At 73.9% G+C, this 16,054-nt stretch carries 16 protein-coding genes and 1 tRNA gene; 14 read left to right on the top strand and 3 right to left on the bottom strand.

What is annotated here, in order from left to right; all coding sequences use genetic code 11:
* Nucleotides 1-4 precede the first annotated feature (4 nt).
* Nucleotides 5-1,510 carry an aldehyde dehydrogenase family protein gene (locus ACIRG6_RS13905; protein ID WP_403322656.1) on the bottom strand — a complete coding sequence of 502 codons (1,506 nt, stop codon included), beginning with the start codon at nucleotides 1,508-1,510 and terminating at the stop codon, nucleotides 5-7.
* Nucleotides 1,511-1,943: 433 nt separating this feature from the next.
* Here ACIRG6_RS13905 and ACIRG6_RS13900 point away from each other — a divergent pair, with 433 nt between their 5' ends.
* The 14 genes from ACIRG6_RS13900 (at nucleotide 1,944) to ACIRG6_RS13835 (ending at nucleotide 14,179) form a co-directional block, all read left to right on the top strand.
* On the top strand, nucleotides 1,944-4,031 hold the full coding sequence (locus ACIRG6_RS13900) for an ATP-binding protein (RefSeq protein WP_403322654.1): 2,088 nt from the start codon (nucleotides 1,944-1,946) through the stop codon (nucleotides 4,029-4,031).
* Between the two features lie 68 nt (nucleotides 4,032-4,099).
* Nucleotides 4,100-4,534 carry a roadblock/LC7 domain-containing protein gene (locus tag ACIRG6_RS13895; RefSeq protein WP_189231605.1) on the top strand — a complete coding sequence of 145 codons (435 nt, stop codon included), beginning with the start codon at nucleotides 4,100-4,102 and terminating at the stop codon, nucleotides 4,532-4,534.
* A 2-nt stretch (nucleotides 4,535-4,536) separates the two neighbouring features.
* Entirely contained in the window at nucleotides 4,537-4,911 is a 375-nt protein-coding gene (locus ACIRG6_RS13890) for a DUF742 domain-containing protein (protein WP_364681198.1), read from the top strand.
* The gene (locus tag ACIRG6_RS13885) at nucleotides 4,889-5,524 is read left to right on the top strand and encodes a GTP-binding protein (protein ID WP_364681201.1); all 636 of its coding nucleotides are present in this window, start codon (nucleotides 4,889-4,891) and stop codon (nucleotides 5,522-5,524) included. Before ACIRG6_RS13890 ends, ACIRG6_RS13885 begins: the two co-directional genes overlap by 23 nt.
* On the top strand, nucleotides 5,521-6,096 hold the full coding sequence (locus ACIRG6_RS13880; RefSeq protein WP_351012347.1) for a GAF domain-containing protein: 576 nt from the start codon (nucleotides 5,521-5,523) through the stop codon (nucleotides 6,094-6,096). Before ACIRG6_RS13885 ends, ACIRG6_RS13880 begins: the two co-directional genes overlap by 4 nt.
* A 186-nt stretch (nucleotides 6,097-6,282) precedes the next feature.
* On the top strand, nucleotides 6,283-7,311 hold the full coding sequence (tdh, locus tag ACIRG6_RS13875) for an L-threonine 3-dehydrogenase (RefSeq protein WP_403322644.1): 1,029 nt from the start codon (nucleotides 6,283-6,285) through the stop codon (nucleotides 7,309-7,311).
* A gap of 29 nt (nucleotides 7,312-7,340) precedes the next feature.
* On the top strand, nucleotides 7,341-8,534 hold the full coding sequence (locus tag ACIRG6_RS13870) for a glycine C-acetyltransferase (RefSeq protein WP_364681204.1): 1,194 nt from the start codon (nucleotides 7,341-7,343) through the stop codon (nucleotides 8,532-8,534).
* Nucleotides 8,535-8,577: 43 nt separating this feature from the next.
* Entirely contained in the window at nucleotides 8,578-9,480 is a 903-nt protein-coding gene (locus tag ACIRG6_RS13865; RefSeq protein ID WP_318215422.1) for a LysR family transcriptional regulator, read from the top strand.
* 63 nt (nucleotides 9,481-9,543) lie between these two features.
* The gene (locus ACIRG6_RS13860; protein WP_403322641.1) at nucleotides 9,544-10,926 is read left to right on the top strand and encodes a B12-binding domain-containing radical SAM protein; all 1,383 of its coding nucleotides are present in this window, start codon (nucleotides 9,544-9,546) and stop codon (nucleotides 10,924-10,926) included.
* Between the two features lie 33 nt (nucleotides 10,927-10,959).
* Complete coding sequence (locus ACIRG6_RS13855) at nucleotides 10,960-11,556, top strand: helix-turn-helix domain-containing protein (protein WP_364681207.1); 597 nt, start codon at nucleotides 10,960-10,962, stop codon at nucleotides 11,554-11,556.
* Nucleotides 11,553-12,086 (top strand): GNAT family N-acetyltransferase, encoded by a 534-nt coding sequence (locus ACIRG6_RS13850; RefSeq protein ID WP_364821992.1) that lies wholly within the window; start codon nucleotides 11,553-11,555, stop codon nucleotides 12,084-12,086. Before ACIRG6_RS13855 ends, ACIRG6_RS13850 begins: the two co-directional genes overlap by 4 nt.
* 41 nt (nucleotides 12,087-12,127) lie before the next feature.
* Nucleotides 12,128-12,487 (top strand): MmcQ/YjbR family DNA-binding protein, encoded by a 360-nt coding sequence (locus ACIRG6_RS13845; protein ID WP_364681212.1) that lies wholly within the window; start codon nucleotides 12,128-12,130, stop codon nucleotides 12,485-12,487.
* A 179-nt stretch (nucleotides 12,488-12,666) separates the two neighbouring features.
* Nucleotides 12,667-13,998: an MFS transporter gene (locus ACIRG6_RS13840; RefSeq protein ID WP_403322637.1), complete on the top strand. Its 1,332-nt coding sequence runs from the start codon at nucleotides 12,667-12,669 to the stop codon at nucleotides 13,996-13,998.
* Nucleotides 13,999-14,105: 107 nt separating this feature from the next.
* Nucleotides 14,106-14,179: transfer RNA gene (locus ACIRG6_RS13835), tRNA-Pro, on the top strand.
* A gap of 120 nt (nucleotides 14,180-14,299) precedes the next feature.
* Here ACIRG6_RS13835 and ACIRG6_RS13830 read toward each other — a convergent pair.
* Both ACIRG6_RS13830 and ACIRG6_RS13825 read right to left on the bottom strand, forming a co-directional pair.
* Nucleotides 14,300-14,827 (bottom strand): NUDIX hydrolase family protein, encoded by a 528-nt coding sequence (locus ACIRG6_RS13830; RefSeq protein WP_189231746.1) that lies wholly within the window; start codon nucleotides 14,825-14,827, stop codon nucleotides 14,300-14,302.
* An 80-nt stretch (nucleotides 14,828-14,907) separates the two neighbouring features.
* Nucleotides 14,908-16,053, bottom strand: a complete 1,146-nt coding sequence (locus tag ACIRG6_RS13825; RefSeq protein ID WP_364681218.1) for an amidohydrolase family protein — start codon at nucleotides 16,051-16,053, stop codon at nucleotides 14,908-14,910.
* Nucleotide 16,054 lies beyond the last annotated feature (1 nt).

The raw sequence follows: 16,054 nt of genomic DNA, 5'->3' as shown, positions 1-16,054 counted from the left end.
CGGTTCAGCGCCGCAGGTGCAGGGCCCGGGCCAGCCGCACCGCGCGCTCCCGGGTCGCCGCCGGCACCTCGAACGAGGTCAGCGTGACCGGCGGGGCGAACCGCTGCACGGTCGTCGACTGCACGGAGGTGAAGGCCCGCAGCCCCTCCGCGCCGTGGATCCGCCCGAAACCGGAGTCCTGCGAACCGCCGAACGGCAGCGCCGGCACGGCCGCGAAGCCCAGCACGGAGTTCACCGACACCGCCCCCGCACGCAGCCGCGCCGCGATCGCCGCCCCGGCCCGCCGGTCGCGGCAGAACACCGCGGCCCCCAGGGCGTAGCGGGAGTCGTTGGCCCGGTCCACCGCCTCGTCCACGTCGGTCACCGGGTTGATCGCGACGACCGGTCCGAACGTCTCCTCCGTCATCGCCGCCGCGTCCTCCGGCACATCGGTCAGCACGACGGGCGCGACGTACGGCGCCCGGACCGACTCGGGCCCGCCCACCAGGGCCCGCGCGCCCGACGCCACCGCCCCGGTGACGTGCCGCTCGACGACCCCGATCTGCGCCGGCAGGGTCATCGGGCCGTAGGCCGCGTCGCCCTCGGCGCCCGGACGCAGCGCACCGGCGCGCCGCACCACCCGTTCGCACAGGGCGGCGTGGATCTCGCGCACGGCGTAGACGCGTTCCACGCCCGCACAGGTCTGTCCGGCGTTGCTCAGCGCGCCCCACACGATCGCGTCGGCGGCGGCGTCCAGGTCCGCGTCCGCGGTGACGATCACGGCGTCCTTCCCGCCGCACTCGGCGAGGAACGGCGTCAGCGTCTCGGCGCACACCGCCATCACCCTGCGCGCCGTCCCCGGCGAGCCGGTGAACGCCAGTTTGTCGACCCCGGAGCGGGCCAGCGCCTCCCCGGTGGCCGCCGCTCCGGTGACGGTGGTGAGCAGCCCGGCGTGCGCGGGCACGGCCGCGTCGAAGAGTCCGGCGAGCAGGACGCCGGTGCCCGGGGTCAGTTCGGACGGCTTGAGGACCACGGCGTTCCCGGCCGCCAAGGCGTATCCGACGGAGCCCATCGGGGTGTAGCAGGGGTAGTTCCAGGGGCCGATCACGCCGACCACGCCCACCGGCCGGTGCACCAGCGAGGCCCGCTGGTGGACGGTGAACAGCCCGGTGCGCACCCGCCGCCGGCGCAGGACGCGGTCGGCGTTGCGGGCGGCCCAGCCGAGGTGTTCCAGGGTGAGAACGACCTCCAGCGCGGCGTCACCGGCCGGCTTGCCGGTCTCCTCGGCGATCGTCCGGGCCACGGTGTCGAGGTCGGAGGCGAGGGCCCGCTTCCAGCGCAGCAGATGGTCGCGGCGCCGGGCCGCGGGCAGCGCCGCCCAGTCCGCCTGGACCGACCTGGCCCGCGCCACGGCAAGGGCGACGTGCTCGGGACCGTGCACCGGATGCTCGGCGAGCGGCTCGCCGGTCGCCGGGGAGCGGGCGGTGAACGTCGTGGTGCGGGGTGCGGCGTCCGGGGTGGTGTCGGTCATCGGGCCCCCTGCGAGTCGAAGATACAAAAACTATTTCGTTGTTTCACAGGGGCGTCAATACTCCGGTGGCGCCGCCTGTCCGGACGCGGGTGGACACCCGGCCGTCGCCGTCACTCACGGTGACCGATTTTGATCGAACCGGACCGGTCCTCGGTACTTCTGGAACGACTGCTTCACCTTGTTATCGGTCTGTCGTACGACGCCTCATACCAGAGCGGGACGTTGTCCGAGGGACTTTGGCAACTGCCCACCGCACTTGATGTGCGGGCGACTACTGTCAGTGTCCGTCGGGCGACGTAGGGCCGGATCCCCGGTCCGCCCGGCCGACAGCGCGATGGCGCACGCCCGCGTGGCGTCGCGTGCCCGCATGGTGCCCGCCACCAGGTGCGGGCCCCCGCGCCCGACGGACCAACGGACCAGCACGAGGACCCCGATGTCTCACCTCCGCGCCCCCGCCGCGCGAGCAGACCGCCGTGAGGGCGGGCGGCACGGCCGGCCGGCCTCACGTACCGCCCCCGCGCTGCACGAGACCCACATACGGCCCCAACTCCTGCGTCTCGCCGTGCTGCCGCCCGTGGCGGTCGCCCTCAGCGCCTGCGCGGCGGTGCTGTTCACCGTCCGCTCCAGCGGCGTACGGCCCGGCCCCGTCCTGTGGGGCGTGCTCGGCGGAGCGGTCTCGGTGGCACTGGCGGCCGTCGTCATCGCCGCCGTCGCCGCCGACCGCGCCGCGCGGTCCGTGCACGAGCGTGTCGGCGCGCTGCGCCGCAGCACCGCGCGCGGGGAGGGCGATCTGCGTGCCGTGGTCGAGGCGTTGCGCCGCGGTGAGACCCCGCCCCCGCGCAAGCCGCGCGGCGGACCGCCGGACGACGCGGACGACTTCGAACTGCTCGCCGCCGACCTCTCCCGCGCCCACGACGGGGCCGTCACCGCCGTCGTCCGGGCCGCCCAGCTCTCCAGCCAGGCGGGCAGCGAACAGAAGCTGGAGGTCTTCGTCAACCTCGCCCGGCGCCTCCAGTCCCTGGTGCACCGCGAGATCTCCATCCTGGACGAGCTGGAGAACGAGATCGAGGACCCCGACCTCCTCAAGGGCCTCTTCCACGTCGACCACCTCGCCACCCGCATCCGCCGCCACGCCGAGAACCTCGCCGTGCTCGGTGGCGCCGTCTCCCGCCGGCAGTGGAGCAACCCGGTGGACATGACCGAGGTGCTGCGCTCGGCCATCGCCGAGGTCGAGCAGTACTCCCGGGTCCGGCTGGTCCCGCCGGTCGACGGGACCCTGCGCGGCCACGCCGTCGCCGACGTCATCCACCTGCTGGCCGAACTCGTCGAGAACGCCACCCTGTTCTCCGCCCCGCAGACCCAGGTGCTGATGCGGGCCAGCCTCGTCACCGCGGGCCTCGCCGTGGAGGTCGAGGACCGCGGACTCGGCATGCCCGTGGCCGAGCAGAGCCGGATGAACGCCCTGCTCGCCGACCCCGACCAGGTCAACGTCGCCCGTCTGCTGGCGGACGGCCGCATCGGGCTCTACGTGGTCTCCCAGCTCGCCAAGCGGCACGGCATCACGGTCCGCCTGCAGACCAACATCTACGGCGGAGTCCAGGCCGTACTGGTCGTTCCGCAGGCCCTGTTGGGCACGGCGCCGGGCCTCCCGGATGCCGGGGTCCGGCCGCAGGAGGTAACGGGGGCCACGCCGTCGCTCGTCCCGTCGCAGCAGCCGCGACCGCCGGCCACGCCCCTGCCGCCCACGTCCGCCCGGCCGGTGCCCGGGGTGCCCGCCTCCGCCGCGCCCGGCCCTGGGACGCCCGTTCCCGCCACGCCGGTGTCCGGGGTGCCCGCATCCGCCCTGCCGGGCACCGGGGCGCCCGCCTCCGACGTACCGGGCTCCGACGCGCCCGTCTCCGGGGCGTCCGGCTCCGCCGTACCGGCCTTCCCTGCGCCCGCTCCCGCTGCCCCCGCCCCGTGGGCGCCGGTGCCTGCCGGGTCTCAGGGGTCCCCCGCCGCGGAGAGCGGGGGACCCCTGCCGCTGCCCGTGCGGAGCGCCCGGGAGGACCGGGCCAACCCGGCCGCCGCGGTGCCGGGCCTCCGGCCCGGTGACCGGGGCGCCCTCGCCGAGCACGCGGCCACCCCGCCCGTCCCGCGTCAGGGCGCCGTGCGCGGAACCATGGACAAGCCCCGACTGCCCCGCCGCCGCGCCCACGAGCACATCGCGCCACAGCTGCGCGGCGGTCCCGCGCCGCGCCCGGACACCGACCCCGGGCACCTCGTCGGCCACGACCCCGGCCTGATGGCGGCCTTCCAGCGCGGCGTCGGCCTCGCCGAAGCCCAACAGCACCTGGAGCAGGCCCGCACGGAGCCCGCCCGCACAGCGCCGCCGCACACCGAATCACCCCCCACCGCGCCGGTCACCTCCGACGCGTCCCCCAGGCAACCGGCCCGCACCGCGTACAGCGATGCGCACCGCCCGCCCGGGCCCCGCGCCGACCGCACCGCCTCGCACGACGGGAGCGAACCGGCCGGATGACAGCACCCCCGCCCACCCCCACGACCAGCGCTCCCGCTGCCCTTCGTACCCCAAGGAGTCGATCCACCATGGCGAGCGACGCGCCGACCGGCCAAGTGTCCGACCTCGACTGGCTGATGAGCGGCCTCGTGCAGCGCGTACCGCACACGACCAGCGCGGTGCTCCTGTCCTGCGACGGACTGGTGAAGTCCGTCCACGGCCTCGACGCGGACAGCGCCGACCACATGGCGGCCCTGGCCTCCGGCCTCTACTCCCTCGGCCGCAGCGCCGGCGTCCGGTTCGGCGACGGCGGAGACGTACGCCAGGTCGTCGTCGAACTCGACTCGACCCTGCTCTTCGTCACCACCGCCGGCTCCGGCACCTGCCTCGCCGTGCTGGCCGGCCGCGAGGCCGACGCGGCCGTGCTCGGCTACGAGATGGCGATGCTGGTCAAGAGCGTCCGCCCCTACCTGGTCACCGCGCCCCGGCAGTACGCCGTGGAACCCCCGGCGATGAGGCCTTGAGGGTGGCCGCGGCCGGCGACGGCCCCTGGCTCGACGACGCGGCCGGACGGCTGGTGCGCCCCTTCACCGTGAGCAACGGCCGTACCCGGCCCACCGTCGCGCTCGACCTGATGTCCCAGGTGATGGCCACGGGGGCGACCCCCCTCGGCGACCTCGGACCCGAACACGCGCAGGCACTCGACCTGTGCCGGGCGCCCCTCCCGGTCGCCGAGCTCGCCGCGCACCTGAGGCTGCCGGTCGCGGTCACCAAGGTGCTGCTGTCGGACCTCGTCGACTGCGGCGCGCTGACCACCAAACCCCCCGCCGCGTTCCACCACGACCCCACGGACCGGGCCCTTCTGGAGGCAGTGCTCGATGGACTACGACGACAGCTCTGACTACGGCCACGGCCACGACGACGGCACCGATCCGTTCCCCACCGCGCTGAAGATCCTCGTGGCGGGCGGTTTCGGTGTCGGCAAGACGACCTTCGTCGGCGCGGTCAGCGAGATCGCACCGCTGAGTACGGAGGAACTGCTCACCACCGTCAGTGCCGGCACCGACAACCTCGACGGCATCGAGAACAAGCTCGAAACGACCGTGGCCATGGACTTCGGCCGCATCACCCTCGACCCGCAGCACGTGCTGTACCTGTTCGGGACCCCCGGCCAGGAACGGTTCTGGTTCATGTGGGACGAGCTGTGCGAGGGCGCGCTCGGAGCGGTGATCATCGCCGACACCCGGCGCCTGGAGGAGTCCTTCGCCGCCGTCGACTTCTTCGAGGAGCGCGGCCTCGGCTTCATCGTCGCGATCAACGAGTTCGACGGCGCCCACCGCTACGACCCCGAGGAGGTGCGCGCGGCCATGGACCTCCACCCCGAGATCCCCATCGTGCGCTGCGACGCCCGGATCTCCAGCTCCGGCGTACAGACGCTGCTCACCCTCGTCCGCCACCTCATCGCCCACACACCGGCTCCCACCACGGGGTTCGGCGCCGGGGCCCGCCCATGAGCTACGACCCGCCGCGCCCGGTCGGACGTCTGCTGCTCACCCCGGAGGACCGGGAGGCCCCCGCCCGGGTGCGACGGCTGCGCCGCCTCGGTCTGGCGGAACGCCCGGACCCGGCCCTCGACGCCTTCGCGGCCCATCTCGCGGTGCTCGTCGAGGCGCCGTACGCGATGGTCAACTTCCTGGTCGAGGGCGGGCAGTTCTTCGCGGGCCTGCGCGTGCCCGACGTCCCGCCGGTGAGGCGCGGGGACGGCACCAGTCCCGAGTTCGGCCGGGTCCAGCCCCGCGACCACGGCTTCTGCCCCCACGTGGTGGTCCGGCGCAAGGCGCTGGTCCTGGAGGACGTGCGCGACTACCCGCGCTTCGCGGGCAACGCCGTCGTCGACGAGTTCGGCATCCACTCCTACCTCGGCGCGCCGCTCATCGACAGTACTGGGACGGTGCTGGGCACCGTCTCCGCCGCCGACGTGCGGCCCCGGACCTGGGGGAGGGCAGGTCTGGAGACCGTCAAGTCGTCGGCGGCCGACCTCGTACGGCGCATCGAGCGCAGCGCCGAGGACGGGCTCCCCCTGTGAGCCGCCGGGGGACGGCACGACCGGTGCGCGGGGTGTGAAGGAAAGCTGCGGCCGGGCTTAAGAAAGGCTCGATGGACCCGGGGCGGTCACGTACGGCAGATTGCTGTGCGATTCCACTCCCTTCCCCGGACGCGGGCCGCTTCGGCATGCCCACCGCGGGGACCACACCCGTCAGGAGCCGTAGCGTTGAAGGCGCTGGTCAAGGAGAAGGCGGAGCCCGGGCTCCGGCTCGCGGACGTCCCCGAGCCCGCCGTAGGACCCGGTGACGTGCTCATCAAGGTGCTGCGCACCGGTATCTGCGGCACCGACCTGCACATCCGGGCCTGGGACGGCTGGGCGCAGCAGGCCATCCGCACCCCGCTCGTCGTCGGGCACGAGTTCGTCGGCGAGGTCGTCGAGACGGGGCGGGACGTCACCGACATCAAGGCCGGCGACCGCGTCAGCGGCGAAGGACATCTCGTGTGCGGCAAGTGCCGCAACTGCCTGGCCGGCCGGCGTCACCTGTGCCGCGCCACGGTCGGCCTCGGCGTCGGCCGGGACGGGGCCTTCGCCGAGTACGTCGCCCTGCCCGCCGCCAACGTCTGGGTGCACCGCGTCCCCGTCGACCTCGACGTCGCCGCGATCTTCGACCCGTTCGGCAACGCCGTGCACACCGCCCTGTCCTTCCCGCTGGTCGGCGAGGACGTCCTCATCACCGGCGCCGGGCCGATCGGCCTGATGGCCGCCGCGGTGGCCCGGCACGCGGGCGCCCGCAACGTCGTGATCACCGACGTGAGCGAGGAACGTCTGGACCTCGCGCTCAAGGTCGGCGTCAGCCTCGCCCTGGACGTGTCCAAGGCGACCATCGCCGACGGCCAGCGCGAACTGGGCCTGCGCGAGGGCTTCGACATCGGCCTGGAGATGTCCGGCCGCCCCGAGGCGATGCGCGACATGATCGCCAACATGACGCACGGCGGCCGCATCGCGATGCTCGGCCTGCCCTCCGAGGAGTTCCCGGTCGACTGGGCCCGGATCGTCACCTCGATGATCACGATCAAGGGCATCTACGGCCGCGAGATGTTCGAGACCTGGTACGCCATGTCGGTGCTGCTCGAAGGCGGCCTCGACCTCGCGCCCGTGATCACCGGCCGCTACAGCCACCGCGACTTCGAGGCGGCCTTCGCCGACGCCGCGAGCGGCAAGGGCGGCAAGGTCATCCTCGACTGGTCCGCGTAAGTCATCTGCTTTTCCTAGGAGCTTCTGAGATGTTCGACTCCGTGCGCGACGACCTGCGCGCCACCCTCGACGAGATCCGCGCCGCCGGCCTGCACAAGCCCGAGCGCGTCATCGGCACCCCCCAGTCCGCGACCGTGAACGTCACCGCCGGCGGCCGTCCCGGCGAGGTCCTCAACTTCTGCGCCAACAACTACCTCGGTCTCGCCGACCACCCCGAGGTCGTCGCCGCCGCCCACGAGGCGCTGGACCGCTGGGGCTACGGCATGGCGTCCGTGCGCTTCATCTGCGGCACCCAGGAGGTCCACAAGGAGCTGGAGGCCCGCCTCTCCGCGTTCCTCGGCCAGGAGGACACGATCCTCTACTCCTCCTGCTTCGACGCCAACGGCGGCGTCTTCGAGACCCTCCTCGGCCCCGAGGACGCGGTGATCTCCGACGCCCTGAACCACGCCTCGATCATCGACGGCATCCGCCTGTCCAAGGCCAAGCGTCTGCGCTACGCCAACCGCGACATGGCCGATCTGGAGGCGCAGCTCAAGACCGCGGGCGACGCCCGCCGCAAGCTGATCGTCACCGACGGCGTCTTCTCCATGGACGGCTACGTCGCCCCGCTCGACGAGATCTGCGACCTCGCCGACCGCTACGACGCCATGGTCATGGTCGACGACTCGCACGCCGTCGGCTTCGTCGGCCCCGGCGGACGCGGCACCCCCGAGCTGCACGGCGTCATGGACCGCGTCGACATCATCACCGGCACCCTCGGAAAGGCTCTGGGCGGCGCCTCGGGCGGTTACGTCGCCGCCCGCGCCGAGATCGTCGCCCTGCTGCGCCAGCGGTCCCGGCCCTACCTCTTCTCCAACACGCTGGCCCCGGTGATCGCCGCCGCCTCCCTCAAGGTGCTCGACCTGCTGGAGTCGGCCGACGACCTGCGCGTCCGCCTCGCCGAGAACACGGCCCTGTTCCGCCGCCGGATGACCGAGGAGGGCTTCGACATCCTCCCCGGCGACCACGCCATCGCGCCCGTCATGATCGGCGACGCGTCGAAGGCGGGCCGCATGGCCGAGCTGCTGCTGGAGCGCGGCGTGTACGTGATCGGCTTCTCCTACCCGGTCGTCCCGCAGGGCCAGGCCCGCATCCGCGTGCAGCTGTCCGCCGCCCACTCCACCGAGGACGTCGACCGCGCGGTGGACGCCTTCGTGGCGGCGCGGGCGGAGCTGGACGCCTGACGGCGTCCGGCCCGCCGTTGTCCGACCTGAGAGAATCGATTCCGTGATCGAAGCGCGGCGGCTGCACATCCTCCGAGCGGTGGCGGACCACCGCACCGTGACGGCGGCTGCCGCCGCGCTGTACCTCACCCCGTCGGCGGTCTCCCAGCAGCTGACCGCCCTGGAGCAGGAGACCGGGCACCGCCTGGTCGAGCGCGGCGCCAAGGGCGTACGGCTGACCCCGGCCGGCGAGATCCTGCTCAGCCACACCAACGCCGTCCTCGCCCAGCTGGAGCGGGCCGAGGCCGAGCTCGCCGCGTACAGCTCGGGCGAGGCCGGCACGGTCACCGTCGCCGCCTTCGCGACCGGCATCACCCTGGTCGTCGGACCCGCGCTGGCCCGGCTCGCGGAGACGGCGCCCGGCATCCGCATCCGCGTCCAGGACGCCGAGGGCGACGCCAGCCTGCCGATGGTGCTGGACCGCCAGGTCGACGTGGCGGTCGCCGTCGAGTACCGCGGGGCGCCGTCCGCCGACGACCCGCGCCTGACCCACGTCCCGCTGTACGCGGAGCCGTTCGACGCCGTCGTCCCGGTCACCCACCGCCTCGCCGACGCCGCGGAGGTGCCGCTCGCGGAGCTGGCCAAGGACCCGTGGATCGGCCCCTACCCCGGCAACCCGTGCCACGACGTGGTGGTTCTGGCCTGCGAGACGGCCGGCTTCCAGCCCCGACTCGAGCACTCCTCGGACGACTTCCGCGCGGTCGTGTCCCTCGCCGCGGCCGACGCGGGCGTGGCGCTCGTCCCGCGCTCGGCGCTGCTCGGCATGGACCTGGCCGGGGTGATGGTCCGCCCCGTCGACGGCGTCGCGCCCACCCGCCGGGTCTTCGCGGCCGTACGCCGGGGAGCCGAGGGGCATCCGCTGATCCGCCCGGTGCTGGACGCGCTCGAGGCGGTCGCCGAACGGTAGGGCGCGCCGCGCGCCGGCCGGCCGACGGGAACCGGCCACCCGCCCCCGGCTGTCTGGGCTGTCATGCGCGTGACGATGATCCTCCCGGCCCTGACCGAGGCGACGAGCCCGCTGTTCCGGCCCATCAAGTACTCGCTGTTCCCGCCGCTCGGCCTCGCCACCCTCGCCGGCTACCTGGACCCCGACGACGAGGTCACCCTCCACGACGAGCACGTGGAACGCCTCGACCCGGCGGCCATGCCGACCCCCGACCTGCTGGTGATCCAGCCGTACATCACCTCGGCGCGGCGCAGCTACGAGATCGCCGACCACTTCCGTGCCCGCGGCGTCCACGTCGCCATGGGCGGCCTGCACGTCACCTCGCTGCCCGACGAGGCGGCGGCCCACGCCGACACGGTCTTCACCGGCCCCGGCGAGGACACCTGGCCGCTGTTCCTGAAGGACTTCCGCGACGGCGTACCGGCCCGCCGCTACGACTCCACGCTGCGCACCCTCGCCGGACTGCCGCCGGTGCGCCGCGATCTGATCAAGCGTCACCTCTACCTCGTCCCCAACTCCATCGTCGTCTCGCGCGGCTGCCCGCACCACTGCGACTTCTGCTACAAGGACGCCTTCTTCGAGGGCGGCAAGTCCTTCTACACGCAGGCCGTCGACGACGCCCTCGCCGAGATCGAGCGCCTGCCCGGCCGCCACCTCTACTTCCTCGACGACCACCTCTTCGGCAATCCGCGCTTCGCCGAGGCCCTCTTCGACGGCATGAAGGGCATGGGCCGGCTGTGGCAGGCGGCGGGCACGGTCAACTCCGTCCTGAAACCGGGCCTGCTGGAGCGGGCGGCCGAGGCGGGGCTGCGCAGCCTCTTCGTCGGCTTCGAGACCGTCAACGACGCCAACCTCGCCGAACGCCGCAAGAACCAGAACATCGGCACGGACTACGGGGCGGCGGTACGGCGCCTGCACGACGCCGGGGTGATGGTCAACGCCAGCTTCGTCTTCGGGCTCGACCAGGACGGCCCCGACGTCTTCGACCGGACGGTCCAGTGGGCGGTCGAGCAGGGCGTCGAGACGGCCACCTTCCACATCATGACGCCCTACCCGTCGACCGGGCTGTGGCGGCAACTGGAGTCCGAGGACCGCATCCTGCACCGCGACTGGGACCTGTACGACACCCGCCACGTCGTCCACCGGCCCAGGGGCATGACGGCCGGGCAGCTGGAGGAGGGCTACTGGCGGGCGTACCGCGACTTCTACCGCTGGTCCAGCATCTGGCGGGGCTCGGGGGCCCAGCCCGGGGCGCACGAGCGGCTGCGGCACCTCGCGTACGCCGGGGGCTGGAAGAAGTTCGAGCCCGCCTGGGACCTGCTGATCCGCTCGAAGCGGGTGGTGCGGGCGCTGCCGATGCTGGAGCGCACGCTGAGCGCGTTCGGCGGGCGTTCCGGGGTCAAATGAACCGCGTTTCTGATCTGGGATAGCATCCCGGATATGAAACAGTCCGAGGCGGTGCACAGTCCCGCCCCACTCCCGGATCCCGTCGACGCCCGGCTCGGCGCCCGCCTCGCCGAGCTGCGCGCCGAGCACGGCTGGTCGCTGGGCGAGCTGGCGGAGCGCAGTGGGGTGAGCCGGTCCACCCTGTCCCGGGCCGAGCGCGCGGAGATCAGCCCCACCGCCTCCGTGCTGAACCGCCTGTGCGCGGTGTACGGACGGACCATGTCCCGGCTGCTCAGCGAGGTCGAGGCGGAGCCGGCACTCCTGGTGCGCGCCGGTGAGCAGCCGCTGTGGGAGGACCGCACCGCCGGATTCGTGCGCAGGTCGGTCTCCCCGCCGCACGCGGGCCTGCGCGGCGAACTCGTCGAGGGACGGCTCACCGCCGGCGCCGACATCGCCTACGACCGGCCGCCCGTGCCCGGCCTCGAACAGCACATCTGGGTCCTGGAAGGGGCACTGGAGGTGACCGCACAGGACGTCGCGCACGAGCTCGGCACCGGCGACTGCCTGCGGCTGCGGGTGTGGGGGCCGACCAGGTTCCGGTGTGCCGGCCCGGAGGACGCGCGGTACGTGCTGGCGGTGGTGCTGCCGTGACCGTGACCCTCGCCGACGAGGCCCGGCTGACCGCGCTGCTGGAGGAGCTGACCGACCTGCTGACCGACACGGTGGACGGCGGCGCCTCCGTCGGCTTCCTGGCGCCGCTCGACCGCGGCGAGGCCCTCGCCTGGTGGCGGGGACGGGCCGCCGCCGTGGCGGCCGGACAGCTCACCGTATGGGTGGCGCAGGAGGGGGACCGGGTGACCGGGACGGTGAGCCTCGCCCTGCCCGACAAGCCCAACAGCCGCCACCGCGCCGAGCTGGTGAAACTCATGGTGTCCCGCGACGCCCGCGGCCGGGGACTCGGCCGTCGGCTGCTGGCCGTCGCCGAGGAGGCCGCCGCCCGGGCCGGCATCACCCTGCTCCACCTGGACACCGAGACCGACAGCCCCGCCGAACACCTCTACCGCTCCGCCGGGTGGACACGGGCCGGGACGATCCCCGACTACGCGGCGAGCCCGGAAGGCGTGCTGCGGCCGACGACCCTCTACTTCAAGCAGGTCGGCGCCCTCGCGGCCGGCGGTTGATTCCCCGCTGATTGTCAGTGGCGGCGGCTACGGTGCCTGACATGCCGGACGCCGAAGACGTACGCCGTATCGCCCTGTCCCTGCCGGACACCACGGAGAAGACCGCCTGGAGCATGCCCACGTTCCGGGTCGCGGGCAAGATGTTCGCCACGCTGCCCGAGGACGAGACCTCCATGGCGGTGCGCTGCCCGAAGGAGGAACGCGCCGAACTGGTGCTGGCGGAGCCGGAGAAGTTCTGGATCGCCGGTCACGAGGCCCAGTTCGCCTGGGTGCGGGCGCGCCTGGCCGCCCTCGACGGCGAGGACGAGCTGCGCGACATCCTCGCCGACTCCTGGCGCCAGGCCGCCCCCTCCCGGCTGCTGGAGGCGCACCCCCGGCTGGGACTCCCGACCGGGGGCTGAAAACCCTTCGGGCGTTGTCAGTGCCCCGTGGCATGATCCGGAGACAAGCGTGGCAGCCGGGGCCGGAGGGGGGCTCCGGCTGCCTGTAGCGCGACGGGGGACCAGGGGCCGGGGGATCGACGGGGGCCCGGGCGGCGAGCACAGGGCCGGGGGACCGGCCGGGGAGGGGAGCGCGCGGGATGGCCGGGACGTCATCAGGGCCCACGCACGAGGGGCCGGCCCAGCGGAAGGCGGCACGACCCGTCTGGTCACGGGACTTCGCCCTGTTCTTCGTCGCCCGGGCCGTCGCCCGGCTCGGCGACACCATGCTGCCCGTCGCCCTGGCCGCCGGCCTGCTCCAGCACGGGTACGGGGCGGGCGCCGTGGGGCTCGCCATGGCCGCGACGGCCGCCGCCTTCGCCGGACTGGTCGTCTTCGGCGGGGTCCTCGCCGACCGGTTCAGCACCCGCAGGCTCATGATCGGCGCCGACCTGGTGCGCCTGGTCACCCAGGCCCTGGCCGCCGCGCTCTTCTTCTCCGGCCATGTGGTCCTCTGGCAGATCTGCGCGATCGGCTTCCTCAACGGTGTCGCGGGCGCCGTGTTCCAGCCCGGCGTCGCCAGCACCGTGCCCCGGCTCGCCTCCGACATCCAGGGCGCCAACGGCGCCATCCGCGTCGCCGAGTCCGCGGCCCAGCTCGCCGGCCCCGCCGCGGCCGGACTGCTGGTCGGCTTCGCCTCGCCCGGCGGGGTCTTCGCCGCCCACGCCACCACCTACGCGGTCAGCGCCCTGTGCCTGCTGCTGCTCCGCCTGCCTCCCCTCCCGCCCCGGGACCGCGCCGGCCGGCAGCCCGCGGGCCGCGCCACCGAGGCCTTCCGCGCCGACCTCGTCGAGGGATGGCGCGAATTCCGGTCCCGTTCCTGGCTGTGGGGCGTCATCGCCGTCTGGGGCATCTACATGATCGCCGTCTGGGGTCCGACCGTGCCGCTGGTGGCGACGGAGGTCGTGCAGCAGCACGGCCCGCGCGCCTACGGCCTGGTCAACTCGGCCCTGGGCGCCGGCACGGTCGTCGGCGGACTCCTCGCGCTGCGGCTGCGCCCGCGCCGCATGCTCCGCGCGGGCGCGATCGCCCTCTTCGGCTTCGCCGCCTTCCCGGCGAGCGTCGGCGCCGGTCTCGGCGTACCGGCCATGGCCGCCGGCGCCGCCGTCGCCGGCGCCGGGATGTCCTTCTGGGGCGTCATGTGGGCGACCAGCGTGCAGACCCAGGTCCCGCCCGACGTCCTCAACCGCATCCACGCCTACGACGTCGCGGGCTCCCTCGCCATGATGCCCGTCGGCCAGGCCCTCGCCGGCCCCGCGGCCTCGGCCCTCGGCGCGGGCCACGTCCTGCTCGTCGCCGGTGCGATGAGCTTCGTGGTGTGCACCACCCTGCTCGTGATACCGGCGGTACGCGGCCTGGTGCGCGTCGACGCGAGCGCCGCCGGGCCGGGCCGGACGGCGCTGCGCGGACGGGCCCGCGCGGAGCGGGGCTGACCTGCGGGGCACCGCCCGCCCCGAAAAGCGGTGCGCGACCACCGGCCCGAGTGCGGTATGGTTTTCCTGCGCGTTCGGCCAGGGGAAACCCCAGGTCACACGGGCAACGGGACGTGGCGCAGCTTGGTAGCGCACTTGACTGGGGGTCAAGGGGTCGCAGGTTCAAATCCTGTCGTCCCGACAGAGCGAAGGGTCTTCGCGGGTGAGAGCCCGCGGGACCCTTTTGTCGGTTCCGGGCGCGGGCGAGGGCCCCGCGGGCCGACGCCCGCCGGTCCCTCCCGCGGCGCCGCGCGGTCCCCCGTCAGATCACGCAGCCCACATGCGCCAGCGCCTGCTTCAGCAGCACCCCGTGCCCGCCCGGCATCTCGCTCTGCACCGCCGCCGACAAGGCCTCCTGCGGGCTGAACCAGACCAGGTCCAGCGCGTCCTGCCGCGGCCGGCAGTCGCCGGTCACCGGCACGACGTAGGCGAGGGAGACCGCGTGCTGCCGGGGGTCGTGGTACGGCGTGACGCCGTGCGTGGGGAAGTACTCCGCCACCGTGAAGGGCTGGAGCGAGGACGGCACCCGGGGCAGCGCCACCGGGCCGAGGTCCTTCTCCAGATGGCGCAGCAGGGCGTCGCGGACCCGCTCGTGGTGCAGCACCCGGCCGGAGACCAGGGTCCGGCTGACCGTGCCGTCCGGCCCGATGCGCAGCAGCAGGCCCACGCTGGTGACTTCGCCGCTGTCGTCGACGCGCACGGGCACGGCCTCGACGTACAGGATCGGCATGCGTGCGCGCGCCATCTCGAGTTCGTCGGTCGTCAGCCAGCCCGGCGTGGTTTCGGTCATGTCAGACATCGCTTGATCATACTTTCAACGTCTCGTGCTTCCTGGGCGCCGCTCCGGGACTGTGACCGTCCCCACGCCGCTCAGCCGTCGTCCGGTGGGTCGCCGGGCAGCCCGTACACCCGGATCGCGTTGTCGCGGCCCGTCCACCGCGCGATACGCAGCGCGTCCGGAAGGGCCAGTTCGTCGGCGTCCACCCGCTCCTGCAGCAGCCCGGCGAGCCCCTGCCGGAAGGACAGCGCCCCGAGGTGGTGGAACTCGGCCACTCCATAGGCGTCGGAGCTGTACAGCAGCTTGCGGAAGGGCGTGATCTCCAGGGCCTCCGCCAGGATCGCGCCCGCCCGGGCGGGGCCGACATGGTGCAGGGTGAGGCCCACGTCGAGGTACACCCGCTCGAAGACCGCCGACAGGTAGGCCGCCTGCCGCTGGTAGGGCCAGCAGTGCAGCAGCAGCACCGGGACCGTCCCGGCGATCAGGTGCAGCCAGTCGGTCAGACGGGTGGGGTCGACGCGGTGCATGCGGATGTCGCTGTCGCCGAACCCGGTGTGCAGTTGCAGCGGCCGGCCGAGGTCGACGGCGGTCCACAGCAGATGCCGTACGAGCACGGGGTCGTCCAGCCGGCCTCCGCGCGCCAGCCAGCGCCGGGCGGCCCGCGTCACCTCCTCGGCCGACGGGCGGGCCGGGTCGAGGTCGAAGCCGGTGCGGTAGGCGGCCACCGACTTCACGCCCACCACGTCCGGCCGCCGCACCGCCTCCCACGCGGCCGTGCGGAACGCCTCCGCGTACGCGTCCGGCTCCACGCCTCCGGCCGCCACCGCCTCCGCGACGCCCTCCAGCCGGACGACCTCGTACGCCACCGCGTCCGCCGCCCCGGCCAGGCCGGCCGGCGTGGTGACGCGGTGCGGGGCGTACCCGGTGTCCACGCAGAACACGTGGGTGCCCGCGGCGCGCAGGAACCGCCGGTTCACCTCGGCGGCGCCGAGCTCGGAGCGCCGGGCCAGGTACGCGTCCGGCGACGCGTGGCGCGGCAGGTCCAGCAGGGGCGCGCAGTGCCGGCGGACGGCGAGCCCGACGGGGCTGTCGAAGGCCGAGACGCCGGGCCACGCCTCGCCCTCGGTGAGGAGGGACTCGAAGCCCGCCCGGTCCAGGTCGTCGACGACGGCGCCGTGGCAGTGGTGGTCGACCAGGTCCAGGGCGGCGAGGGTCTCGTGGACGGGGCCCGCGGCCATG

Source organism: Streptomyces flaveolus, from assembly GCF_044765825.1.
Classification (GTDB): Bacteria; Actinomycetota; Actinomycetes; order Streptomycetales; family Streptomycetaceae; genus Streptomyces; species Streptomyces flaveolus.
This window is presented reverse-complemented; position numbering and strand designations above follow the sequence as displayed.